The organism is Streptomyces sp. ALI-76-A (assembly GCF_030287445.1).
Classification (GTDB): domain Bacteria; phylum Actinomycetota; class Actinomycetes; order Streptomycetales; family Streptomycetaceae; genus Streptomyces.
Genome location: NZ_JASVWB010000002.1, coordinates 6,773,066 through 6,796,915, shown reverse-complemented (window position 1 = coordinate 6,796,915; position 23,850 = coordinate 6,773,066). Strand labels below are relative to the sequence as shown.

The 23,850-nt window shown below is 73.4% G+C and carries 18 protein-coding genes; 6 read left to right on the top strand and 12 right to left on the bottom strand.

All coding sequences use genetic code 11. The features are described 5' to 3' along the window. Positions 1 to 32 precede the first annotated feature (32 nt). The 4 genes from mgt to QQS16_RS31215 form a co-directional block, all read right to left on the bottom strand. Positions 33 to 1,226, bottom strand: a complete 1,194-nt coding sequence (gene mgt, locus QQS16_RS31230; protein ID WP_286065395.1) for a macrolide-inactivating glycosyltransferase — start codon at positions 1,224 to 1,226, stop codon at positions 33 to 35. An 85-nt stretch (positions 1,227 to 1,311) separates the two neighbouring features. Then, positions 1,312 to 1,938 (bottom strand): hypothetical protein, encoded by a 627-nt coding sequence (locus QQS16_RS31225; RefSeq protein ID WP_286065394.1) that lies wholly within the window; start codon positions 1,936 to 1,938, stop codon positions 1,312 to 1,314. Continuing rightward, a complete protein-coding gene (locus QQS16_RS31220) occupies positions 1,935 to 3,650 on the bottom strand; it encodes a sensor histidine kinase (RefSeq protein ID WP_502963932.1) in 1,716 nt (571 codons plus the stop codon). Before QQS16_RS31220 ends, QQS16_RS31225 begins: the two co-directional genes overlap by 4 nt. After that, positions 3,551 to 4,246: a response regulator gene (locus tag QQS16_RS31215; protein WP_286065393.1), complete on the bottom strand. Its 696-nt coding sequence runs from the start codon at positions 4,244 to 4,246 to the stop codon at positions 3,551 to 3,553. The genes QQS16_RS31220 and QQS16_RS31215 overlap by 100 nt, the downstream gene beginning before the upstream one ends. Positions 4,247 to 4,452: 206 nt before the next feature. Here QQS16_RS31215 and QQS16_RS31210 point away from each other — a divergent pair, with 206 nt between their 5' ends. Then, a complete protein-coding gene (locus QQS16_RS31210; RefSeq protein WP_286065392.1) occupies positions 4,453 to 5,340 on the top strand; it encodes a DUF3152 domain-containing protein in 888 nt (295 codons plus the stop codon). A 10-nt stretch (positions 5,341 to 5,350) separates the two neighbouring features. On the opposite strand, the gene QQS16_RS31205 is transcribed toward QQS16_RS31210, so the two are convergent. Genes QQS16_RS31205 through QQS16_RS31195 form a run of 3 tightly spaced genes read right to left on the bottom strand, consistent with a single transcriptional unit; the run spans position 5,351 to position 8,399 of the window. Further along, positions 5,351 to 6,631 (bottom strand): ABC transporter substrate-binding protein, encoded by a 1,281-nt coding sequence (locus QQS16_RS31205; protein WP_286065391.1) that lies wholly within the window; start codon positions 6,629 to 6,631, stop codon positions 5,351 to 5,353. After that, positions 6,631 to 7,464, bottom strand: coding sequence for a carbohydrate ABC transporter permease (locus QQS16_RS31200; RefSeq protein ID WP_286065390.1), 834 nt, complete (start codon positions 7,462 to 7,464; stop codon positions 6,631 to 6,633). Before QQS16_RS31200 ends, QQS16_RS31205 begins: the two co-directional genes overlap by 1 nt. Then, positions 7,461 to 8,399, bottom strand: coding sequence for a carbohydrate ABC transporter permease (locus QQS16_RS31195; RefSeq protein WP_286065389.1), 939 nt, complete (start codon positions 8,397 to 8,399; stop codon positions 7,461 to 7,463). Before QQS16_RS31195 ends, QQS16_RS31200 begins: the two co-directional genes overlap by 4 nt. A gap of 214 nt (positions 8,400 to 8,613) precedes the next feature. Between QQS16_RS31195 and QQS16_RS31190 the strand changes: the two genes are divergently transcribed. Beyond that, positions 8,614 to 9,477 (top strand): phosphotransferase enzyme family protein, encoded by an 864-nt coding sequence (locus QQS16_RS31190; RefSeq protein WP_286065388.1) that lies wholly within the window; start codon positions 8,614 to 8,616, stop codon positions 9,475 to 9,477. A 112-nt stretch (positions 9,478 to 9,589) separates the two neighbouring features. On the opposite strand, the gene QQS16_RS31185 is transcribed toward QQS16_RS31190, so the two are convergent. Beyond that, positions 9,590 to 10,534: a LysR family transcriptional regulator gene (locus tag QQS16_RS31185; RefSeq protein ID WP_286065387.1), complete on the bottom strand. Its 945-nt coding sequence runs from the start codon at positions 10,532 to 10,534 to the stop codon at positions 9,590 to 9,592. A gap of 93 nt (positions 10,535 to 10,627) precedes the next feature. On the opposite strand from QQS16_RS31185, the gene QQS16_RS31180 reads away from it, so the two are divergent. Beyond that, a complete protein-coding gene (locus tag QQS16_RS31180) occupies positions 10,628 to 11,623 on the top strand; it encodes a DMT family transporter (protein ID WP_286065386.1) in 996 nt (331 codons plus the stop codon). Between the two features lie 449 nt (positions 11,624 to 12,072). On the opposite strand, the gene QQS16_RS31175 is transcribed toward QQS16_RS31180, so the two are convergent. The 4 genes from QQS16_RS31175 to QQS16_RS31160 all read right to left on the bottom strand — a co-directional run bounded on the left by QQS16_RS31175 (position 12,073) and on the right by QQS16_RS31160 (position 16,540). Then, a complete protein-coding gene (locus QQS16_RS31175; RefSeq protein WP_286065385.1) occupies positions 12,073 to 12,795 on the bottom strand; it encodes a 3'-5' exonuclease in 723 nt (240 codons plus the stop codon). Positions 12,796 to 12,981: 186 nt separating this feature from the next. Further along, complete coding sequence (locus QQS16_RS31170) at positions 12,982 to 14,226, bottom strand: DUF5919 domain-containing protein (RefSeq protein ID WP_286065384.1); 1,245 nt, start codon at positions 14,224 to 14,226, stop codon at positions 12,982 to 12,984. Positions 14,227 to 14,328: 102 nt separating this feature from the next. After that, positions 14,329 to 15,639: a copper amine oxidase gene (locus tag QQS16_RS31165; protein WP_286065383.1), complete on the bottom strand. Its 1,311-nt coding sequence runs from the start codon at positions 15,637 to 15,639 to the stop codon at positions 14,329 to 14,331. A 55-nt stretch (positions 15,640 to 15,694) separates the two neighbouring features. Then, on the bottom strand, positions 15,695 to 16,540 hold the full coding sequence (locus tag QQS16_RS31160; RefSeq protein ID WP_286065382.1) for a Tat pathway signal sequence domain protein: 846 nt from the start codon (positions 16,538 to 16,540) through the stop codon (positions 15,695 to 15,697). 199 nt (positions 16,541 to 16,739) lie between these two features. Between QQS16_RS31160 and glgX the strand changes: the two genes are divergently transcribed. The 3 genes from glgX to QQS16_RS31140 all read left to right on the top strand — a co-directional run bounded on the left by glgX (position 16,740) and on the right by QQS16_RS31140 (position 23,731). Next, entirely contained in the window at positions 16,740 to 18,857 is a 2,118-nt protein-coding gene (glgX, locus tag QQS16_RS31155; protein WP_286065381.1) for a glycogen debranching protein GlgX, read from the top strand. Between the two features lie 127 nt (positions 18,858 to 18,984). Continuing rightward, a complete protein-coding gene (gene treY, locus QQS16_RS31150; protein WP_286065380.1) occupies positions 18,985 to 21,339 on the top strand; it encodes a malto-oligosyltrehalose synthase in 2,355 nt (784 codons plus the stop codon). Between the two features lie 1,141 nt (positions 21,340 to 22,480). Next, positions 22,481 to 23,731 (top strand): M14 family zinc carboxypeptidase, encoded by a 1,251-nt coding sequence (locus tag QQS16_RS31140; RefSeq protein WP_286065379.1) that lies wholly within the window; start codon positions 22,481 to 22,483, stop codon positions 23,729 to 23,731. Positions 23,732 to 23,850 lie beyond the last annotated feature (119 nt).

Sequence of the window (23,850 nt, the reverse complement as noted above, 5' to 3'; positions counted from 1 at the left end):
CGGGGTGCCAACGGGCCCTCTCCCGTGCGTCGTCACCGCAGCGCCGCCTCGATCAGGTCGGCCGCGCGCCGGGTGCCGCCCTCCTCGGCCGTCTGCGCCTGGATGCCCTTGAGCCGGCGGGCGACCTCGGGGTCGTCGACGAGCGCGAGGGCGGTGTCCCGCAGCGCCTCGGCGGTGGCCTGCTCCGTGTCGAGGCGGCGGGCGACCCCGAGGGCCTGGAGCATGTCGGCGTTGCCGAACTGGTCGACGGCCTGCGGTACGGCGATCATCGGCGTGGCCGTGGCCAGGCCCTCCTGGCTGCCGCCCGCTCCGGCGTGCGTGACGAACAGGTCGGCCTGCTTCAGGATCGCCAACTGTGGCACCCAGGAGCGCACTTCGACGTTGTCCGGTACGTCGCCCAGCTCGGCGGGGTCGACGTGCCGGCCGATCTGCAGCACCAGGTGCCAGCCCGGCAGCTCGCCGAACGCCTGGACGCACTCCCGGTAGAAGCCCGGCTGCCTGGTGAAGGCGGACCCGAGCGAGACCAGGACCACCTTCTCGGCGTCGGCGGGCCGCCGCCAGTCGCCCTGGGCGGCCCGGTCGCCCTGGCAGGCGCCGACGAAGGTGTACACGTCCTCGTCCACCCGGTCGGCGTTCGGTTGCAGCGCCTTGGGGATCAGGACGAGGGAGCGGGCGGGCCGGCCCACGAACGGGTCCGGGTGCCGGGTGATCCCGTTCTCCTCCAGCCAGGCCCGGAAGCGGGCGTAGTAGGCCCGACCGCGCTCGGTCCGCCTCGGCTCCGCCCACATCGGCTCGGCGACCTCCTCCTCGTAGCCCTCCCAGGCGACGAGGTTGGGGGACAGGGAGATCGCGGGCACGTCCCAGCGGTGGGCGAGGACCATGGCCGGGTACGCGGTGATGTCGTGCAGCACGAGGTCGGGCCGGTCCCCCTCGTACGCCTCGGTCAGCTGCGGCAGCGCCTGGATCGCGTCGGCCAGGAAGGGCTCCACGTTGTCCAGCAGGGTGGTGCCCCAGGCCGCGGGGTCGGCGTCGGGTCCGGGCAGCGTCGAGTTCCACACCTTCACCTCGGCACCGGTCTCGGCGACCTTCTCGGCGAACGCGGGCGGGATCGCGTAGGTGACCCGGTGCCCGCGCGCCACGAGCTCGCGGATCACCTCGATGCTCGGGTTCACGTGGCCGTGGGCCGCGATGGAGAACATGGCGATGTGTGCGGGACGACTGGTCATGACCCGACTCTAGGCGAGACGATACGTATCGTGCAATCCAAGGGCGGGGCCGGCGGCCGGTGCCGCGGCAGGCGACGTCCACCCGTCACCCGGATCCGTCAGCAGGGCCCTGGTCGTCCGGACACTGCGCGCCGGTGCCTTCGACGCGCCCGCCGTCCGTGGAGGTGACGGTCACCGGGGCCGGTTCCGACCCGGGGTCGGCGACGCGCTGGGCTCCGACGGCCGTGCAGATGACCTGTGCCGCCGCCAGCTCGCTCAGCTTCCCCGCCCCGGCGGGCAGTGCGACCAGGACGCGGTCGTCCTGTTCCGTGACCGTGACGGGGCGCGCGGCGGGGTTCTCCCGCGGGACCGCGGCGGGGCCGTCGATGTCACGGCCGTCGGCGGTCGGCCGGGCGGGGACGGCGGAGTCGGCGGGGGCGACCGCCGGCAGGGCCAGGGGCCACGACAGCAGCGTGGTCAGGCGCTTGGCCCGTTCCGGGCCGGTCGGACCGTGCAGCAGCAGCTCCACCGCCGACTGCACACCGACCGGTGCGACGGTCGTGCGGGGGACGGCGACCAGGCGGCCGTCCGCCACGAAGTAGACCCGTACCGTCGGCACCACCCCGCCCGCGGGACCGCCCGCCTCCACCACGCCGGTCGAGGGGATGCCGCAGGAGGCGAGCGCGCACAGCGCCGGCAGGAGCAGCGGCGCGAACCGGCGTACGGCCCTCATGACCGGCCCTCCCCCGGCTCGTCCCTGCGCAACGGCAGTTCCACGGTGAACACGGCACCGCCCTCGGGCCGGTTCGCCGCGCGGACGGTGCCGCCGTGCACCCGTACGTTCTCCGTGGTGATCGCGAGGCCCAGGCCGCTGCCTTCGGTCCGGGTGCGGGCCGCGTCCGACTTGTAGAAGCGTTCGAAGACATGGGGCAGCACGCGGTCGGGGATGCCGGGTCCGCTGTCCAGCACCTCGATGACCGCCCACCGGCCGCCGTCCGGCTGCTGACGGTCGGACAGGCGCAGGCGGACGGGCCGGGCACCGTGCCGCAGCGCGTTGCCCACCAGGTTCGCGACGACGACGTCGAGGCGGCGCGGGTCGACGCGTCCCCGCAGGGCGTCGGGCGGCGGCAGGTCGGCGTCCACCAGGTCGGTCCAGGCGCGGGCGGCGAGCGTGCGCCGCGCGGACTCGGCGAGGTCGATCTCGTCCAGGTGCAGCACCGCCGCGCCCGCGTCGAAGCGGGAGATCTCCATCAGGTCGTCCACCAGGCGGGCCAGCTTCACCGTCTCCTCGCTGATCAGGCGGACCGCGGTGGCGGTGTCCGGGTCGAGGCGGGCGGCGTCCTCGTCGAGGACGTCGGTGACCGCCGACATCGCGGCCAGCGGGGTGCGCAGCTCGTGCGAGACGTCCGCGGCGAAACGGCGGGCCCGCGCCTCCATCCCGCGCAGTTCCGCCACCGACTCCTCCAGCGCCGCGGCCGTCTCGTTGAACGTGTGCGACAGATCGGCGAGTTCGTCGGCCCCGTCGACGGCGAGCCGGGTGTCCAGCCGGCCCTCGGCGATGCTGCGGGTGGCGTCGCGCAGCGCCCGCACCGGCCGCAGCACCCCGCGTGCGGCGAGCAGCGCGAGCAGCACGGCCAGCACCAGGGCGGGCACGGTGGCCCGTTGGGCGGCGGTGACCAGGGCGTCGACGTAGGACCGTTCCGTGGTCTGTGGCACCGTCAGGAAGACCCGGACCCCCGAGGGCTGCCGGGCCTCGGCGCCGGACACGGCGAACGTGACCGACATGCCGACGACGAGTGAGGTGTGGTCGCCGCTGGTCACCCGCTGGAACACGGTGGCCATGCTGGAGTCCACGGCCGCGCGCAGCGCCGGCGTCAGCTCCTCGAACGGGTCGTCGGGGGCCGAGGTGGCGCGCAGGTCGCCGAAGGTGACCAGCACCCGCCAGGTCCGGGCCGGTTCGGCGGCGGCCACGTCGGCCGCGAAGCGCCCCAGTCCCGCCTCGTCCGGCGGGAAGCCCAGGCCGGGGGCGAGCCGGTCGACGTGGGTGCGCAGCAGCTTGATCACGGTGTCCTGGCTCTGCTGGAGCACGCCCGTACGCGCCTCGCGGAAGGTGAGGGCGCCGGTGGAGGCGGCGGTCACGGCGGCGACGAGCGCGAACGCCACGACCAACCGCATGCGCAGGCCGCGCAGTTGAGGCGCCCGGACACGGGTGCGCAGCGAGCCCTTCGCGGTGCCCCTCACGGGGGTCCCGGCCGGGTTTGCGACGGGGGTCTCTTCAGGGTTCTCCACGGCCTTCTGTACGCGACTGTCGGCGGGGCCCCTCACCGAACTCCGCGTGGGGATCCTCACCGCGACACGAACCGGTAGCCGAAGCCGCGCACGGTCTGGATGTAACGGGGCTCGCGCGGCGGCTCGCCCATCTTGGCGCGCAGCCGTTTCACGCAGGCGTCCACCAGGCGCGCGTCCCCGTGGTAGCTGTGCTCCCAGACCGCCTCCAGGAGTTGCTGCCGGCTGAACACCTGGCCCGGCGACGCCGACAGGGTCAGCAGCAGCCGCAGTTCGGAGGGCGCGAGCGGGACCGGCGTGCCCCGCCGGGCGACCGAGAGGCCGGCCCGGTCGATGGACAACTCCCCGTACGTGTCGATCTTCGGTATGCCGCCCTCGGCGGGCGCCCCGCCCGCCGCCCGGCGCAGCACGGCACGGATGCGCGCCTCCAGCACCCTGGCCTGCACCGGCTTGACCACGTAGTCGTCGGCTCCGGCCTCCAGGCCCACGACGATGTCCTCGTCGTCGCCCCGCGCCGTCGCCATGATGATCGGCAGGGTCTGGTCCAGGGCGCGCATCCCGCGGCACACGTCCAGACCGGGCATGCCGGGCAGCATCAGGTCCAGCACCACGACGTCCGGCCGGAAGGACCGCAGCCGCTCCAGACCGTCCTCCCCGGTCCCGACGGCGGCGATCTCGTGGCCCTGGCGGCGCAGGGCGAGGGCGACGCCCTCCCGCACGGCACGGTCGTCTTCGATCAGCAGAACGCGTGGCATGCGCTCAGTATCCGTACGCCGTGGTCCGTCCCGGGACGCTGTTACCGGATGATCATATGGTCACCGTCGGGCATGGCGAGCCCACTGTCAGCCACCCGGATCGCCTGGCGGCCACCCGGTCGGGCAAGCCCTCGACGGGTCGCCGTTATCGGTTCGTTATCGCTCGGGCCCGGTCCGATCACATGGCGCTCACAGTCTGGACGACCATGACCGAGCACCGATCAGCTTCCGCCCGCTCCCGCCGCCGCCGGAGCGGCCCCGCGCACGGCTCCGGGCGGCGCGGCGGGAAGGGACCGCTGTGGGGCGGGCTGGCCGCCCTGACCGTCCTCGGCGCCGTCGGCCTCGCGGCCGCGGAGTGGACGTCGTCCGGTGCCGGCGGGTCCCACGGCGACGCGCGCACCGAGCCCACGGTGCAGGCCGGCACCGGCCCCGCGACCTCCCGGCCGACGCACGCCGCCAAGCCCGCTCCCAGCGCGTCCCCCCGTTCCCCCGCCCCCTCCGGCAGCCCCAGCGCCTCCGCGCCCGACATTCCGTCGACCGGCCCGGGCACCTTCACCGCCGCGTCGGGCGGGAGCGCCAAGGTGGGGACGGGGACGCCCCTGCGCTACCGGGTCGAGGTGGAGGACGGTCTCGACCTGTCCGCCGCCGACGTCGCCCGGCAGGTGGAGGCCGTCCTGGCCGATCGGCGCGGCTGGACGGCGGACGGCCGCTCGGCCTTCCAGCGGGTGTCGGGCGGTACGGCCGACTTCGTGGTCCGGGTGGCCACCCCGGGGACCGTGGACGAGATCTGCGGGCAGTACGGCCTGAACACCGGCGGCGAGGTCAACTGCAACGTGTCCGACAACGTGATGGTCAACCTCAAACGCTGGCTGCTGGCGACCCCCGTCTACGCCAAGGACGTCCCGGCCTACCGCGCCCTGATCATCAACCACGAGGTCGGCCACTTCCTGGGCCACGGCCACGTCGGCTGCCCCGGCCAGGGACAGCCGGCCCCCGCGATGATGCAGCAGATCAAGGGGATGAACGGCTGCGTGCCCAACGTCTGGCCGTACGACGACAGGGGCCGGTACGTCACCGGTCCGGCCGTTCCCTGAGCACGGACGCTCAGCGCTGGTACCGGGCCAGCACCAGGTTGCCGTCCTCCTCCAGCCGTTCCCGCAGCTCGCCGAGGCCGATCGCGCCGCTGTAGTACTCCTGGAACGCGGGGGTGGCGACCTTGTCCTTCCACTCCGGGTAGCCGCGCACGGACTGCGCGGGCGCCGGGCGCAGCCGCGCGGCGAGGGCGGTGCCGGTGGCCCAGCCGTCCTTCGCGGTGTGCAGGGCGGGGTCCTTCAGCGCCTGGGTGCCGGTGGGCAGCATCCAGTCGCCGAGGGCGAGCCGCACCATGTTCGCGGGCCGGAGCAGGAAGTCGATGAACGCGGCGGCCTCCTCCTTGTGCGGGCTGTCCTCGGCGACCGACAGGGTCTGCGGGCTGACCCCCTGGGTGAGCCCGCCGGCCCCGGCCGGGGCGGGCAGCACCTGCCACCTGAAGCCCTCGGGCGCCTGCTGGGTGATCTGCTGACGGTAGGAGAAGCCGAGCGGGACCATGGCGTACCTGCCGCCGAAGAAGCCGGGCAGGGTGTCCGAGCCGCCGCTGCCCAGGGTGGTCGGCGAGGCGCTGTCGTCGGTGTTGGCCTGGTCGTGGATGGTGCGCGGCACCACCTCGTCGGCGGCCTCGAAGCGGACCGTCACCTTGCCGTCCGCCCCCCGGTGGAAGAGCTGTCCGCCCGCCGACAGGGACAGGTTGAGCGTGGCGGACACGGGCTCCTTGAGCGGCCAGGCCACGCCGTACCGGCCGTCGCCGCTGAGCCGTTCGGTGATCCGCCGGAACTCCGGCCAGGTCCAGGGGTGTTCGGGGGTGGGGATCCGTACGCCCGCCTCCTCCAGCCAGGTCGCGTTGGCGACGAGGACGCGCGGTTCCTGGAGGAACGGGACGCCGTAGATCCCGTCCCCGAAGGTCACCGTGTCCCAACTCCGGCGCGGAATGTCGGTCTTGAGTCGCTCGGTCAGCAGGCCGGTCAGATCGGCCAGGTAGCCGCCGTACGCGAAGTCCGCGAGGTCGTCCGAGGCGTCGTGGATGATGTCGGGCGCCTCACCGCCCTCGAAGGAGGTGAGCAGCTGGTCGTGGACACTGTCCCAACTGCCCTGCACGTACTCGACCTTGACGTCCGGGTGGGTCGCGTTCCACTCCTCGACCAGTTCCCGGTTCACCTCGACGGACTCCTGCTGCCAGGCGAGGGACTGGAAGCGCAGGGTGACCCGGCCGTCGGCGCCGCCGCCCTCCGAGGTGCACGCGGCGATGAGCAGCAGGCCCGCGAACAGTGCGAGGAACCGTCCGGTGCGCATCAGCTCTTCACCGCCCCGGCGAGCATCCCGCCCGTGATCCGCCGTTGGATGACCGCGAAGACGACCAGGGAGGGCAGGGTGGCGAGGAAGGCGGCGGCGGCCAGCGGGCCGAGGTCGGCGACACCCTCCGCGCCGATGAAGCGGGTGAGGACGACCGGCAGGGTCTGCTTCTCCGGTGTCTTCAGCAGCACCAGCGCGAAGAAGAACTCGTTCCACGCGGTGATGAACGCGAACAGGCCCGTCGCCACGATCCCCGGCGCGAGCAGCGGCGCGGTCACCGACACCAGCGTCCGCAGCCGCCCGGCCCCGTCGACCGCCGCCGCCTCCTCCAGCTCCGCGGGCACCGCGCGGACGTACCCGACGAGCATCCACAGCGCGAACGGCAGCGCCCACACGACGTACACCATCACCAGCCCCGAAAGGGAGTTGATCAGCCGCAGCTGCTTCAGCACCAGGAACAGCGGGATGATCACAAGGACCAGCGGGAAGGCCTGGCTGACGACCACCCAGCCCGTCGCGGCCTTGGTCAGGCGGGAGCGGTGGCGGGCCATCACGTACGCCAGCGGGGTCGCGATCAGTACGGCGATCAGGGCGGCGCCGAGCGCGGCGAGCAGGGAGTTGCCCGCGGCGCGCAGCAGCGGCTGTTCGTCGAAGGCCTGCCGGAAGTTGGCCAGGGTGGGATCCCTCGGGATCCAGGTGGGATGGGGACTGCCCAGTTCCTGCGGCGTCTTGAAGGCGGTGGAGACCAGCCACAGGAACGGGAAGGCGAGGAAGACGAGATACCCGAACAGGGCGAGGTACTGGCCGATCCGGCCGCCGGTGCTGGTCCTCACGCGTCGTCGCCTCCTCTGAGCCGGCCCACCAGGAAGAGGGCCAGCAGCACCGAGATCACCGCGACCATCACGCAGCCCATCGCCGCCGCGTAGCCGAACTGGCCGTAGCGGAAGGCCTCTTCGTAGGCGAACAGCATGGGCAGGCGGGTGCGTCCGCCGGGCCCGCCGCTGGTCAGGACGTACACGAGGGCGAAGGCGTTGAAGTTCCAGATGAAGTTGAGGGCGGTGATGGCGAGCGCGACCGGCCGCAGGGCCGGCCAGGTGACGGTCCGGAAGCGGCGCCAGGCACCGGCGCCGTCCATCGCGGCCGCCTCGTGGAGTTCGCGCGGGGTGTTCTGCAGGCCGGCGAGCAGGGCGACCGCGGTCTGCGGCATGCCCGCCCAGACGCCCACGACGATCACCGCGGGCAGGGCGGTCCCCAGACCGCTGAGCCAGTCCCGGCCGTCGCCGAGGCCGAGGTCGCGCAGGGTCTCGTTCAGGACACCGGCGTCGGGGCTGTAGACGAGCCGCCACATCACGCCGACGACCACCTCGGGCATGGCCCACGGGATGATCGCCAGCGCGCGGGCCAGCCAGCGCAGACGCAGGTCCTGGTTCAGGAGGAGGGCCAGGCCGAGCGCCAGCAGGAACTGCGGGACGGTCACCCCGACCGCCCAGACCAGGCCGATCCGGAACGACTCCCAGTACAGCGTGTCGTGCAGCAGGTCCCGGAAGTTGAGGCCGCCGATCCACTCCGTCGGCTCGGTCCGCCCCGACTGGGCGTCGGTGAAGGCCAGCAGGATCCCGTAGAGCAGCGGGCCCACGCTCAGCACCAGGATCGGGATCAGCGCGGGCAGTACCAGGAACCAGGCCCCGCGGTCGGGAGGCCGCCGCCGGCCCCCGTCGGCCCGCGCCGTGCCCCGCGCCGACCGCTTCGTCGCGGTCACCAATGTCACGTGATCGGCTCCTTCGCACGGCTCGTCACGCGTTCCGGGCCCCCGGCGGGCCTCCGTCATGGTCGTGAAGTCGCTGTACGCCGTCAAGGCACCGCGCACACCGGCTCGACCTGTGCGAATGCGACACTGGCCGGCGGATGGCGGGAACCCGACCCCGTCCGGGCGACCGCACCCGGCAGGCGGGGCGGAACGTACGACGACACGGAGGCGGACGATGGACGAGGCAAGGGCGCGGGACGTACTGGCCGCGGCGGGGGTCCTGCCCGGTGCGGCGCGGGACGCGCGGCTGCTCGCCCTCGGCGAGAACGCGGTGTTCGCCGCCGGTGATCTGGTCGTCAAGGTGGGCCGGGACGCCGAACTTCTCGACCGGGCACGCCGCGAACTGGCCGTCGCGGTATGGCTCGCCGAGGCGGACGTGCCCGCGGTACGGGCCGCGGAGCCCGAGGCGCTGCTGGTCGAGGGCCACCCGGTGACGGTGTGGCACCGGCTGCCCGACCCGGTACGCCCCGCCGAACCCCGCGATCTGGCCGCCCTGCTCCGGCTGGTGCACGCCCTGCCCTCCCCTTCCTTCGGGCTGCCGCCCCGCGATCTGCTGGCCGGGGTGGAACGCTGGCTGCGTCTGGCGGGCGACGCGATCGACCCGGCCGACGCGGCCTACCTCCGTCAGCGCCGCGACGGCTTCGCGGCGGCCGCCGCCGCCCTCACCCCGCACCTGCCCCCGGGCCCGATCCACGGCGACGCCCTCCCCCGCAACGTCCATGTCGGCCCGGCCGGTCCGGTCCTCGTCGACCTGGAGACCTTCTCCACCGACCTGCGCGAACACGACCTGGTCGTCCTGGCCCTCTCCCACGACCGCTACGGTCTGCCCGCCGACGCGTACGCCTCCTTCACACGGGCCTACGGCTGGGACGTCCGCGCCTGGGAGGGCTGCGGCGTCCTGCGCGGCGCCCGCGAGACCGCCAGCTGCGCCTGGGTCGCCCAGCACGCCCCGGCCGACCCGAAGGCCCTCGCGGAGTTCGAGCGCCGGGTGGCCTCCCTGCGGGACGGGGACGAGACGGTGCGCTGGTATCCGTTCTGAGCCGGGCCGGGACGGGACGGGCCGGGACTGGACGGGACGGGACTGGACGGGACTGGACGGGACTGGACGGGACTGGACGGGCCAGGACGGGACGGGCTGGTTCCGGCTCGGTTCAGGCGTCCGTCGCGGATCCCTCGCCCGAGGCGTGAGCGTCGGGGTCGCGGTCGCGGATGGTACGCGCCGCGCGCCGCAGTTCCGTCAGGACCGTGCGGACCGCTCCGCGCGCGGTGCGTTCCGGGCGGTGGAGGGCGTCGATGTGGCGGCGGGCCTGGACACCGGCGAGTGGTCTGAGGACCAGGGCGGGGTGCGGGCGGGTCGTCCAGCGGGGCATCAGCGCCAGTCCGCCGCCCGCGGCGACGGCTTCGGCGGCCACCGCGAACTCGTTGATGCGGTGGGCCAGACGGAGCCTGCGGCCCGCCGCCGCGGCGATGGCCTCGATCGTCGCCATGACCGGGAAGCCGTCGTGCACGGTGATCCACGGCTCGTCGGCCACGTCGGCCGGGGTGAGCCGTCGCTTCGCGGCCAGCGGATGACCGGCGGGGAGCGCCACGTCCAGCGGTTCGCGCAGCAGCGTCGTCGCGGTCACCGCGCGCGGCCACGGCGGGGCGTGGTCGAGCCGGTGGGCGAGCACGAGGTCGTACTCCCGGGTGAGCCGCGGGAAGTCGTCCTGGGTCACGTCCTCGTCGGCGAGCGCGAGCACCGGATGCCCGGGGCCGGCGAAAGCCCGCAGCAGCAGGGGGAAGAAGGCCGCGCCCGCGCTGTGGAAGGCCGCCACCGACACCTCCCCGTCCGGCCGGCCCACGAACTCCTCCACCGTGTGCCGGGCGCGCGCCAGCGCCGTCTCCACCTCGATGGCCGCGCCCGCCAGCGCCTGCCCGGCGTCGGTGAGCACCAGCCGCCGCCCGTCGCGCTCGGTCAGCGGTACCGGGATCGAGCGCTGGAGCAGCCGCAGCTGCTGCGAGATCGCCGACGGGGTCACCAGCAACGCCTCGGCGACCGCGGTGACACTGCCCAGTTCGCCCAGCTCCCGCAGGATCCGCAGCTGCCGTTCGTCCATCGCCTCAGTGTAGGAGCATTCTGTAGCGTTGCTAAAAGATCGTTGAAGGAAGTGGCTCTGGGCTTCAGGATCTGCGCAGGGCACGGTGGGCGGGTGTCCGACACCCGCCGTACCGACGCGGTACTCCTCCTGGTCGCCCTGGTCTGGGGTTCGAGCTATCTGTCCGCCCAGACCGCCACCGCGGCCCTCCCCGTCCTGCTGGTCCTGCTCATGCGGTACGCCCTGTCCGCGGTGGCCTGTCTCGGTCTGGTCGCCGCCCGCACCGGCGCCCGGCCGGGCTCCCGCCGGTGGACCCGCGACGAGCTGCGGGCCGGGGTGCCGCTCGGCCTCACCCAGGCCGCCGTCCTGGTCGTGGAGACGTACGGCGTCGCCCACACCACCGCCGCCAACGCGGGGCTGATCATCAGCCTGACCATCGTCCTCACCCCCTTCCTCGACCGCACCGGTCACCCGGGCGGGCTGCCTCCCGCGTTCTACGCCGCCGCCGGCGTGTGCGTCCTCGCCGTCGGCCTCCTCATGTCCGGCAACGGGTTCCACGCACCCCGCCTCGGTGATCTGCTGATGCTCGGCGCGGCCCTGGTCCGGGCCGCGCACGTGGCCCTCATCGGCCGGCTCACCGCGGGCCGCGTGATACGCCCGCTCCAGCTGACGACCGTGCAGACCCTCGTCGGCTGCGCCCTGTTCCTGCTGCCGGCCGCGGGTGACCTGCCCGATCTGGCCCGCACCGACGCCGCGACCTGGGCCCAGCTGGTCTATCTGGCCCTGTTCTGCAGTGTGTTCGCCTTTCTGGCGCAGACCTGGGCGGTGCAGCGCACCTCCGCCAGCCGGGCCGGCCTGCTGCTGGGCACCGAGCCGATCTGGGCCGCCGCGGTGGGCGTCGCCCTGGCCGGCGAGCACTTCACACCGCTCACCGGCCTGGGCGCGGCCCTCATGGTCACGGGGACGTACTGGGGGCAGGCCGTGGAGCGCGCCCACCGCGCCGACGCCCTCCGCACGACCACGACGGCGACGGCGACCACAACCACGACCGAAGGCTCACCCCACCCGGAGGGCACCGCGAGCCCGCCCAAGAGACTGACCAGCGCCTGATCTCCCGGTTGTCCCCAGGGGGGCGCGGCAGGCGGGACCGGCCGCCGTCCGGGCGGGCACTGTGCGCGGCCCGGCGCGTGGGTCCAGTGCCCGGGAGAGGCGAGCGGCCGACGCACATGGCGCCCTGCCCGTCCTCCCCGACAGTCGCGCCTCCGGCCTCGGAGTCGTCACCGACACGGATGCCGTTCCCCGGCCCCGGCCGTACCGCATCGTCAGTACCGCGATACCGCGCGCCTGGACCGGTCCCTGTCCGGACCGGGCACGCGGACCGCGCACCGCGTACGGATCACCCAGCGGGCGCACCGATCACGCGCCCCGTGCCGACCTGACGCCTGACGGGCTGGCGGCTGGCGGCTGGCGGCTGGCGGGCTGGCGGGCTGGCGGGCTGGCGGGCTGGCGGGCTGGCGGGCTGGCGGGCTGACCGTCCCGTGTCGGCCCGGCGGCCCGGCTCACACCGTCTCGTCGGCCGGTTCCCGCAGTGGCCACACGCCGTCCACGACCGCCGCCGCGTCGCCCTTGCGGCGCAGGAAGCTCTGGAAGTCCGCCGCCCACTCGGCGTACCACTCGATCTGGCGGCGGTGCAGCTCCGCCGGGCCGAGCACCGCCACCTTGGGGTGGCGGTCGGCTATCGCGCAGGCCAGCCGGGCGGCGGCCAGGGCGTCGGCCGAGGCGTCGTGCGCGGCGTCGAGCACCACGCCGTACTCCTCACAGACCGCTTCGAGGTTGCGCTTGCCGCGGCGGTAGCGGTCGGCCCAGCGGTCGATCGTGTACGGGTCGACGACCGGGGCCGGGTCGAGGCCGCCCAGGCGCTCGCGCAGGGACGGCAGTCCGTGGCGCCGCAACTCGGCGGAGAGCAGGGTCAGGTCGAAGGCCGCGTTGTAGGCGACGACCGGAACGCCCGTCTTCCAGTACGTCACCAGGACGTCCGCGATGGCCTCCGCGACCTGGTCGGCCGGCCGGCCCTCGCCGGTCGCGCGCTCGTTGCTGATGCCGTGCACCGCCACCGCGTCCGCCGGGATCTCCACACCGGGATCCGCCAGCCACTCCCGGTGCCCCAGGGGCTGTCCGGCCCTGACCTCGATCACGGCGCCCGTGACGATGCGCGCCTCGCGCGGATCGGTCCCGGTCGTCTCCAGGTCGAAGCCGATCAGCAGCTCCCGGTGCCAGCCCATGGGTGGTCCCCCTTCGTGGTGGTGCTTTCCCCCAGTGGTCTCCACGATCCCATGCGCCACTGACAATCCGAGGACCGCGTTCCGCTTGCCCGACCGGACAGTTCGGGACACCGGGAGTGAAATCCCCCCAGGATCCCCTCAGGCACGCCCGGGCCGGGCGCCGGGGATCCGGACCATCGGCACCCCTCAGGACACCGGCCGCGAATCCGCCCAAGCCGTCTCGAACTCCTCGCGGTAGACCGGGAAGAGGCCGGTGTCGTCGATCTCGCCCGACTTGACCAGCCTGCTGCCGCCGCGCAGGACCAGCACGGGCGCCTCCATCCCCCGCGAGCGCCGCAGATACGACTGCACCACGGCGATACCGTCCGTGCCGTCGCCGTCGACCAGGTACGCCGTGAAGCGGGGCGTCTCGTCGTACACCTGGATCGCGAAGGCCCCGGGGTCGCGCAGCTTGGAGCGGACCCGGCGCATGTGCAGGATGTTCATCTCGACGGCCCGGCTCAACTCGCCCCGCCTGATGCCGAGTTCCCGTTCTCGCCGCTTGACCGAGCTGGAGGCCGGGTTCAAAAACAGCAGCCGTACCCGGCAGCCGGACTCGGCGAGCCGCACCAGGCGGCGCCCGGAGAAGTTCTGCACGAGCAGGTTGAGGCCGATCCCCACGGCGTCGAGCCGGCGGGCGCTGCCGAAGAGGTCCTCGGCGGGGAACTGCCGCATCAGCCGCACCCGGTCCGCGTGCACGGCGACCACGTCCGCGTACCGGTCGCCGACGAGCTCCTCGACCGCGTCCACCGGGAGCCGGCGGGCGGAGGGCACGTCACCGCCCGTGCCGAGCATCTCCAGCAGCCGGGCGGAGGCCCGCTCGGCCTGGCTCAGCACGGCCTCGGACAGGGCCCGGTTGCGCGAGACGACGTTCCGGGTGACCTCCAGCTCGTCCAGGGCCAGCTCGACGTCCCGGCGGTCGTCGAAGTAGGGCTCGAAGCACGGCCAGTGCTGCACCATCAGCTCGCGCAGCTGCGGCAGGGTGAGGAAGCTGAGCACGTTGTCGTCGGCCGGGTCGAGCAAGTACCCCTTGCGGCGGCTGACTTCCCGTACCGCGACCGCGCGCTGGACCCACTCCTGACCGGCCGGGCCGGCCGCGGCGACCACCCAGTCGTCGTCGCCGTGGACGGGTTCGTAGATCGGGCGCAGTACGGCGGCCACGACGGCGCGCAGCCGCTGTTCGACGAGGTTCAGCCAGATGTAGGCCCGCCCCGCCCGCTGGGCGCGTGTGCGCACCTCGCGCCAGGCCTCGGCGTCCCAGTCCAGCTCCGGCCCGATCGTCGCTCCCGCGTCCATCGGCCGGGCCAGGGACACCGTGCCGGGCGGGGCGTCAGCGGAGTTCCCCTGGTGACCCTCGTCACCAGGGGGCAGCTCCAGCCCTCCCGAGCCCACCCGCGCACCGCCTTCCGCTCCCCCGAGCACTCCCCGTCCCAACGATCAAGGAAGGGTACTCCGGGAGCGGTCGGCGGTGCAGCCGGATGGACAGGTCGTTTCTCAACTACGCGGGTCCCATTCGCCGTTCTGCCACGCGAGGTCGGCGGGAGTGAGCGGATTCATGGCGGTGACGTCCCGGGGGGCGATGGAGAAGCCCTGCCAGTGAATCGGCATGGGCTGCTGGTCCTCGTCCCGGGCTATGTGGTGGAAGCCCACGTTCATCCAGGTCACCGGGTGCGTGAGGGTCTGTCCGTTGACCCACTTGTCGACGGACGTGCCGTTGCAGCCGCCCGGGTTGTTGCTGGCGAACAGCTCGCAGTTGTTGTACTGGGTGAAGTACAGGTCGCGCTTGGTGAAACTGCGGCCCGGGTACTTGGTGGTGACACCGGGGACGATCTCGTACGAGCGCGCGTGCCCGTCCTTGTTCTTGCCGGTCGCGCTGACCACCCGCCACCAGCGGTAGTTCTTGGTGTCGGCCGCGAGTTCCTTGGTGACCTTGGTACGGGTGGTGCTGGTGGTCGGGGCCTGCTGTCCGCGGACGGGCGCGGTGACCGTCGAGTCGTACTGCTCGACCGTGTTCTTGGAGGAGCCGTCGAGGGCGAAGTCCAGGCGCCAGAAGACGTTGTGGCTGTGGCTGGTGGCCTTGGACTTGGCGCCCTTGCCGATGGGCCAGCCGCGTCCGTCGCCGGCGTCGTAGTCCTCGTAGGAGAGGCTGCCGGTCGCGCCGACGTTCATGTTGACCGTGCCGTCGTCCTGGAAGCGCCACTCGGTCATGTACTCGTACCAGCCGACCTGGTTGGCCGTGTAGACGAGCAGGTCCGTGCCCTGCGCCTGGTAGACCTTGTTCGCCGCGTCGCCCTGCATGCGGTAGGCGTGGCCGCGGGAGCGGGTGGTGGTGCACAGGCCCTTGACGTTCGGGTTCTGCGAGGTCCACAGGTCCGGGACCTTGACGGTCCTGATGGTGCCGCCGGGGCACTCGCCGGGCGCCAGGTTCATCAGCCCCTGGGCGAAGTTGTAGCCGGTCAGGTCGTCGAACTCCTGCTTCCCGTCGTCGTACGGGACGTGGATCTGGCCCAGCCTGGCGCTGTTGAGGACCTTGATCGGCTGGGCCTCGCCCTTGGGCTGGTAGGAGATGTTCTCCAGGACGAGCCCGGCCTTGTTGTCGTAGCGCCAGCACATCCGCCAGGTGGTGCCGCCGGCGAGCTGCTGCTCGATGCGGTAGTCGGCGCTGCACTCGGCGGCGGCCGCGACGGCGGCCTTCGGCTGGGCGGCGGCCGGTCCCGCGCCGGTCGTGGCCCCGGCGGCCAGCGCGGCCACGGACAGGCCGACGGCCGCGCGCGTGCGGGCACGGGTGATTCTGTTGACGTGCATGAAGAGGTGACTCCCTCGCAGGAGGTGCGGGTCTGGACGGTGGACGGAGAGCGGCTCAGCTGTCGATCTTGACGACCTTGCGGGCGCTCAGATCGATCACCACGGACCTGGCGTCGATCCACGGCCCGTTCTTGACCTTCGGGAACAGCCGCACGCACCGGTGCTCGCCGCACCGGTCGAGGGCGGCGGGCTGCCCGCCGGGCGTGGCCCGGTAGATCCCGCCGGTCACCAGCAGCTGCTCCGCGCTCGTGAGCTTCTTGCCGGTGGCGTCCTTGTAGTCGGCCCTCAGGCCCGCGCCGAGCGGGTCGGCGATCAGCATGCCCACCGCCTCGACGTTCTCGGCCTGCGCCGGCGGCGGCTGGACGCCCCGCTGGGTCGCGGTGTCCACGACCTTCCCGCTGTCCAGGTCGACGGTCCTGGTGACGAGGGTGTCGTCCCGGTAGTCGTAGAACGTCACCTCGGCGCGCCGGGGCGCGTCCGGCGCGTCGACCTCGGCGGCCTCCGGCTCGGCGAGGTCGACGGTGAGGCGCTGCGGACCGCGGTCGCCGTCGACGTCCTCGCTCGTGTCGAGCAGCTGCCGGTTCACCGCCAGCTGTTCGACCCGGGCGATCTCGTCGTCGGTCAGCGGGTCGCGGCCCTTGCCCTTCTCGCCCTCGGCGGGTGCCTGCTGGACGACCCCGGGCGGGACGGCCGTGCCCTGGCTCTCGCCCTGCCCCTGCGCCTGTCCGGCCTGTCCCTGTCCGGCCTGTCCCGCGGTCTGTCCGGCCGTGCGGGTGCTCCCCGTCTCGTCGGCCCCCGCCGTGCCCGGCAGGGTGATTCCGATCATCACGGCGGTCCCGGCCACCGCGATGGCCGCACCGGCCACCACCTTGCCCAGATGGCGGTGCACTACGTTGCGCACATCTTCCCCCTACTCCCCCAAATGTCCCCGGGAGTACGTGTTTGCCCCACTGTTTTCGGTCCATGGCGCGGTCGTTGATCGCCACGGACACTGGTCATCCGGTAAGAGGGAGGGAAGTCATAGGTGGTTCCCTCACTTTTGGGGAGACTCAAGACCAAGGCGCCTTCGGCGGCCCCCCTGAGCTGAAAGAGTCGTATCCATGCAGGTCTGGCCTGGAGAGGCGTATCCACTCGGTGCCACGTACGACGGCGCCGGCACCAACTTCGCGGTCTTCACGGAGGCCGCGGACCGAGTAGAGCTGTGTCTGTTGCACGACGACGGCTCGGAGACGGCGGTGGAACTCCGCGAGAGCGACGCGTTCGTCCGGCACGCGTACCTGCCCGGCATCATGCCGGGGCAGCGCTACGGCTTCCGTGTGCACGGGCCGTACGCCCCCGAGCGCGGTCTGCGCTGCAACTCGGCGAAACTGCTGCTCGACCCCTACGCGCGCGCGATCAGCGGTTCGATCAACTGGGGCGAGGAGGTGTACGGCTATCACTTCGACGCGCCCGACGAGCGCAACGACCTGGACTCGGCGCCGCACATGATGACCTCGGTCGTGGTCAACCCCTACTTCGACTGGGGCGACGACCGGCGTCCGCGCACCGACTACCACCAGACGGTGATCTACGAGGCCCATGTGAAGGGCCTCACGATGCGGCACCCCGGCCTGCCGGAGGAGCTGCGCGGGACCTACGCCGCCCTCGCCCATCCGGCGATCATCGAGCACCTCACCGAGCTGGGCGTCACGGCGCTGGAGCTGATGCCGGTCCACCAGTTCGTGAACGATCACCGTCTGGTCGACATGGGGCTGAACAACTACTGGGGCTACAACACGATCGGTTTCTTCGCCCCGCACAACGCGTTCGCCTCCTGGGGTGACCGCGGCCAGCAGGTCCTGGAGTTCAAGTCGGCCGTGCGGGCGCTGCACGAGGCCGGTATCGAGGTGATCCTGGACGTCGTCTACAACCACACCGCCGAGGGCAACCATCTGGGCCCGACGCTGTCCTTCAAGGGGCTCGACAACCCGCAGTACTACCGGCTGACCGAGGACCCCCGCTACTACATGGACACCACGGGCACCGGGAACTCGCTGCTCATGCGGTCCCCGCACGTGCTCCAGCTGATCATGGACTCGCTGCGGTACTGGGTCACCGAGATGCATGTCGACGGGTTCCGCTTCGATCTCGCGGCGACCCTGGCGCGGCAGTTCCACGAGGTGGACCGGCTGTCGTCGTTCTTCGACCTGGTGCAGCAGGACCCGGTGGTCTCCCAGGTGAAGCTGATCGCCGAGCCCTGGGACGTGGGCGAGGGCGGCTACCAGGTGGGCAATTTCCCGCCGCTGTGGACGGAGTGGAACGGCAAGTACCGCGACACCGTGCGGGACCTGTGGCGGGGCGAGTCGCGCACCCTGGCGGAGTTCGCGTCCCGGCTGACCGGTTCGTCCGACCTGTACCAGGACGACGGGCGGCGCCCCCTGGCCTCGATCAACTTCGTGACCTGCCACGACGGCTTCACCCTGCGCGATCTGGTGTCGTACAACGACAAGCACAACGACGCCAACGGTGAGGGCAACCGGGACGGCGAGAGCCACAACCGGTCCTGGAACTGCGGGGCCGAGGGCGAGACCGACGATCCGGCGGTGCTGGAGCTGCGGGCGCGGCAGATGCGGAACTTCATCGCCACGCTGCTGCTGTCCCAGGGCGTGCCGATGATCAGCCACGGCGACGAGGTCGCGCGCACCCAGCACGGCAACAACAACGCGTACTGCCAGGACAGCGAGCTGGCCTGGGTGGAGTGGCCCGGCGACGACGGGCTCGGCCGCGAGGTGCTGGACTTCACCCGCGCGATGGTGGGGCTGCGCCGGGACCATCCGGTCTTCCGGCGCCGGCGCTTCTTCCACGGTCGGCCGGTGGAGGGCGCCCATGGCGAACTGTCGGACATCGCCTGGTTCACTCCGGAGGGCAAGGAGATGACCCAGCGGGACTGGGATTCGGCGCAGGCGTCGGCGCTGACCGTGTTCCTGAACGGCAACGCGATCTCCGAGCCGGGCCCGCGGGGGGAGCGGATCACCGACGACTCGTTCCTGCTGATGTTCAACGCCTCACCCAAGACGCTGGACTTCGTCGTGCCGGTCAACCACGGCCGGCAGTGGGAGGTGGTCGTCGACACCGCCCACTCGGACGCGGTGCCCCCCGGCACGGGCACGAAGGTGCAGGCCGGAGACCGGCTCAGCCTGGTGGACCGGAGCATGGTGGTCCTCCAGCGACCCCTGTAGGGGAGGTGTCGTCCACGCGCGCGTGCCGGTGTCGCCGGCGGCACGCGCGCGTGAGACACGCCACGCTCATGAGGGCCGTGCGGGTGGCGATGACACGAAACGCGGCGGGGCGGGTACGTAGCTCTGCATGACACCTGAGCGATCTGTCCCCACGGCGCCGACGGCCACCTACCGGCTGCAGTTGCAGCGTGAGTTCCCGTTCGGGGCGGCGGCGGCGGTCGTGCCGTACCTGGCCTCGCTCGGCGTCTCGCACCTGCACCTGTCCCCCGTCCTGGAGGCCGTCCCCGGGTCCGCGCACGGCTACGACGTGGTGGACCACGCGCGCGTGCGGGAGGAGCTGGGCGGCGAGGAGGGACTGCGGGCACTGGCCGGCACCGCGCGCGAGCACGGGCTCGGCCTGGTCGTGGACATCGTGCCCAACCACATGGCGATGGCCCCCCGCCACAACCACGCTCTGTGGGAGGTCCTGCGGGAGGGCCCGAAGTCGCCGTACGCCCGCTGGTTCGACATCGACTGGGAGGCACAGGACGGCCAGGTGCTGCTGCCGGTGCTCGGGCAGCCGCTCGGGGCGGAGATCGAGCACCTGGAGGTCGACGGGAACCTGCTGCGCTACTACGACCACGTGTTCCCGCTGCGCGAGGGCACCGAAAACCTGCCGTTGCCGCAGTTGCTGGACGCCCAGTGGTACCGCCCGGTGTGGTGGCGGCTGGCCCGCACCGAACTGAACTACCGCAGGTTCTTCAGCATCTCCGAGCTGATCGGAGTGCGGGTGGAGGACCCGGAGGTGTTCGAGGCGACACACGCCAAGATCCTCCAGCTGCTCCACGAGGGCGTGGTCGACGGCCTGCGCGTCGACCACCCGGACGGGCTGGCCGACCCCGACGGCTATCTCCGGCGGCTCCACGAGGCGACCGGCGGCCGGTGGACCGTCGTGGAGAAGATCCTGGCGGACGGGGAGCACCTGCCGGCCTCCTGGCCGGTGGCGGGCACCACGGGCTACGACGCCCTGCGGCACGTCGACGGCCTCTTCGCGGATCCGGCGGGCGCCGGGGAACTTCTGGGCCAGTACCGGCGGTTCGCGGCGCCGCAGACGGACCGGGGCGGCGACTGGGCGGCGACGGTGCGACGGGCGGCCTACAAGGTGCTCACGCACGAGCTGGCCACCGAGGTCGACCGGCTGGTGCGGGTGGCGACCCGGCTGTGCGCCACCTCGCCGGAACCCGCGCTGCGCGACCGCGCGCCCTGGGCGCTGCGCACCGCCCTGCGGGAGCTCCTGGTCCGCCTGGAGGTCTACCGGCCGTACGCCTGCGGTGACGCGTCCCGCGTCGTCACCGAGGAGGCCGCCGCCGAGGCCCGGCTCGCCTTCGCGGTGCCCGAGGAGGCGGGCGCGGTCGACGTCGTACGGGACCTGGTGCTCGGGCGTCACGGTGACGGGCCGGCGCACGTCGAGTTCCGGACGCGGTTCGCGCAGACCGCCTCGGCGCTGCGCGCCAAGTCCGTGGAGGACACGGCGTTCTACCGCTATGTGCCGCTGCTGTCGGCGACCGAGGTGGGCGGCGACCCGGGCACGCCGGCCGTCTCACCGGAGGACTTCCACGCCTACTGCGCGCGCGTGCAGCGCGACTGGCCGCTGAGCGGGACCGTCGCGTCCACGCACGACACCAAACGCAGCGCGGACGTCCGGGCGGCTCTCGCGGTGCTGACCGAGTGCCCGCAGCGGTGGGCCGGCGCGCTGGCCGAGGTGACCCGTTCCGGGGAGGGCGTGCCGGACGCGCAGCTGGCGTGGGCGGCCTGGCAGACGGTGTTCGGACTCGGGCCGGCCCGGACGGAGCGGGTCCGGGAAGCGCTGCTGAAGCATGTGCGCGAGGCGGGGATGTACACGAGCTGGACCGAGCAGGAGCCCGCGTACGAGGAGGCGGTGGCGGCGTTCGTCGCGGCCGGGCCGTGCGGGGCGCCGGGTGAGCACGTGGCCGCCCTCCGGAGCGCGCTGGAGCCGCACATCCGGGCGAACGTCCTGGGCACGGCCCTGGTCCACCTGACGATGCCCGGCGTGCCGGACCTCTACCAGGGCACGGAGGCCGAGTACCGGGCACTGGTCGACCCGGACAACCGGCGGCCCGTGCGGTTCCCCCCGGAGGATCCCGGCGACAAGGGCTCGGTGACGCGGGCGGCGCTGCGGCTGCGCGGGCGGCGGCCGGAGCTCTTCGGCGACGCGGCGACGTACGCGCCGCTGGCGGCGGAGGGCCCGGCGGCGGGCCACTGTGTGGCGTTCGTGCGCTCCGGGGAGGTGCTGACGGCCGTCACCCGGATGTCGCTGCGGCTGACGGAGGCGGGCGGCTGGCGGGACACGCTGCTGCCGCTGCCGCCGGGACGGTGGGCCGACGTGCTCGCCCCGGAGCGGGAGTTCACGGGGCACACGCGCGTGGCGGAGCTTCTCGACCGGCTGCCGGTGGCACTGCTGGAGCGGGTACGGGAGGACTGACCGGGGTGGTTCCGCCGCTGCCCTAGTGGGGTGGGGCGGGCGGGGCTGAGCGGGGCCGGGCGGTGTTGAGCGGGGCCGAGCAGGGCCGCTGAGCAGGGCCGCCGAGCAGGGCTGAGCGTGCCCCGGCCAGGCCAGGCGGGGCCGAGTGCGGTCGGGCGGCATTGAGCGGGGCCGAGCGGGCTGGAGCGGGTCCAGGCCGGGCCGAACAAGGACGGGGCCGAGCAGGCCGCGAGCAGGCCGCCGAGCGTGCCCGTTCGGGGCCATGCGAGGCCATGCAGGGCCGAGTGCGGCCGGGCGGCATCAAGCGGGCCCGAGCAAGGCCAGGCGGGACCCAGTAGGCGCAAGCAGGGCCGAGCGGCCCGGGGGCCATGCAGGGCCAGAGTAGGGCCGAGTGCGTTCCGGTGGCATTGAGCGGGGCCGGGCGGGCCGGGCGCGGCCCGGGCGCGCGGGAGGACGGCGGAGGCTCGGTGGTGCCGGTCGCGGCGGCGGCGTGGGAGCGAAGGCGGCCGGTCGCTCGCGCGGGGCGGGTCGCGGCCCGGGCCGCACGGTCCGCGCCGACGGCTCCGCGGACGGGGGTGGGAGGGCGGCACGCACACTGCGGGGAAGCGCACGGCGGACGAGGCCGCGCACGGCAGGTGGGCGCGCGGGGAAGGCCCGCGAGGGGCCGGAAGCGCCGGGCGTGCGCGAGGTCGCCGCACGCCGTGGGATCGTCCTCGCGCCCGGCTCACGCCCGCGCGTGCTCCCGGGGCTCGTGCCGGACGGCCGGCGCACGGTGGCGAGCGACGACAGGGACGCACCCGGTGAGCCTGTGCGCGTCCGAGATACCGACCGGGAGCCGGCCGATCGTCGGCTGGGACGCCGGGCCCGCCGTCGCGGCCCGGCACTCCGACCGCAGGCGACGCTGCCCCAGGGGCCGGCGAGCCGTTCCTGACGCCGGACGGGCGCGGGCCGCGCCAGGGGCGAGTGCCATGGCCCGCGCCACGGCGGCCGTGCGGGCGCGGGTGACCCCGTCGGCGCCCACGGCCCGCTCGCGGCGGTGAATGCGTCCGGGCGCCCCCTGGAGGCTCCCCCTCGGTGTGCTTGACACGTCAACGGGAGCGTGGGGTACTGCGGATTGCGAAGCCGGGCGGATGTGACGGGGGTGAGTCTCCTGCCGGAGCTGCGCTACCCCACGGTGACCGAACTGATCTCGTCGGCACGGGCGTTGGCCGCGCACCGGCCCCAGGTCTGCGCCCTGAGGCAGGTGGGCGTCTCCCGGGCGGGCAGGCCGCTGCACCTGCTGTCCCTGGGACACGCCCGGCGGGCCGTCCTGGTGGTCGCGGGCGCCCACTCCAACGAACCGGCCGGCGGCGCCACGCTCCTCGCGGTAGCCGAACGAGTGCTGCGCCAAAGGGAGTTGAGGTCCGACACGTCCTGGCACTTCCTGCTGTGCGCGGATCCCGACGGGTCACGTCTGCATGTCACTCCGGCGCCACGCAGCCTGTTCGAGTACCACCTCGGCTTCTACCGTCCTGCGGGGCCGGAGCAGCCGGAGTGGTCGCCGTCCCTGGTGCCGCCCGACCGGCTGCCGCCCGAGACGCGCGCCCTGACGGGAGTCATCGACCACCTGCGGCCCTACCTCCAGGTGACCCTCCACGGCACCGACGTGGGCGGCAGCTGGATACAGCTGACGAAGGACGTGCCGGGGCTCGCCGAGCCGTTCGCCAAGTCGGCGGCGGAACTGAACATCCCGGTGGAGACCGGCGCCTCGGACGCGGCGGGCTGGCCCGCCTCCGGACCCGGGGTGCATGTGATGCCGGCGCCCGGAGCCGGCGCCGCGTACCCGAGCATGCCGGACGACGCGCGCCGCTGCACCTGGTACCACGCGCACCGGTACGGCGGGCTGACCGTGGTCGTCGAGGTGCCCATGTGGGCGAGCGACCTGGTGGACGATCCGGCGCCGCACCCGGCCCCCGCGGCGGCGATGCGGCGGCTGGCGGGCCGGCTGCTGCGGGACACCCGTGCGGTGGAACGGGTGGTCGCCGACGCGCGGCCCGGGCTGCGGGACCGCGACGACCCGCTGCTGCGGGCGGCCCGATGGAGCATGGACCTGGTGCCGGGGCTGGCCGCGGACTGGGCGCGGACGCCGCCCGCCGACAACACCCGGGCGTACGTCGGCAGCGTGGACGCGTTCGGGCGCCGGCTGCCGTTGCGGGCGGCGGCCATGCTGCTGCGGGTCCTGCGGGACACCGGCGACCCGGCGGCCCCGCGCCTCGAACGGCTCGTCGCGCACTGGAGCGACGCCTTCACCGTACGGTTCCGGGCCCGCTGGGTGCCCTTGGAGCACCAGGTCGAGCACCAGTCCCGCACGGTGGTCACGGCGGCCCTGCACGCACGCGAGCGGGCGGGATGACCGGCCGCACCGGACCACCCCCCGCAACGGCAGCCGGCACCCTCGCACACGCGACCGGGCACGATGACCGACCCCACCGGACCACCGCCCCGCACACGACCGGACGGGACGACCGGCCG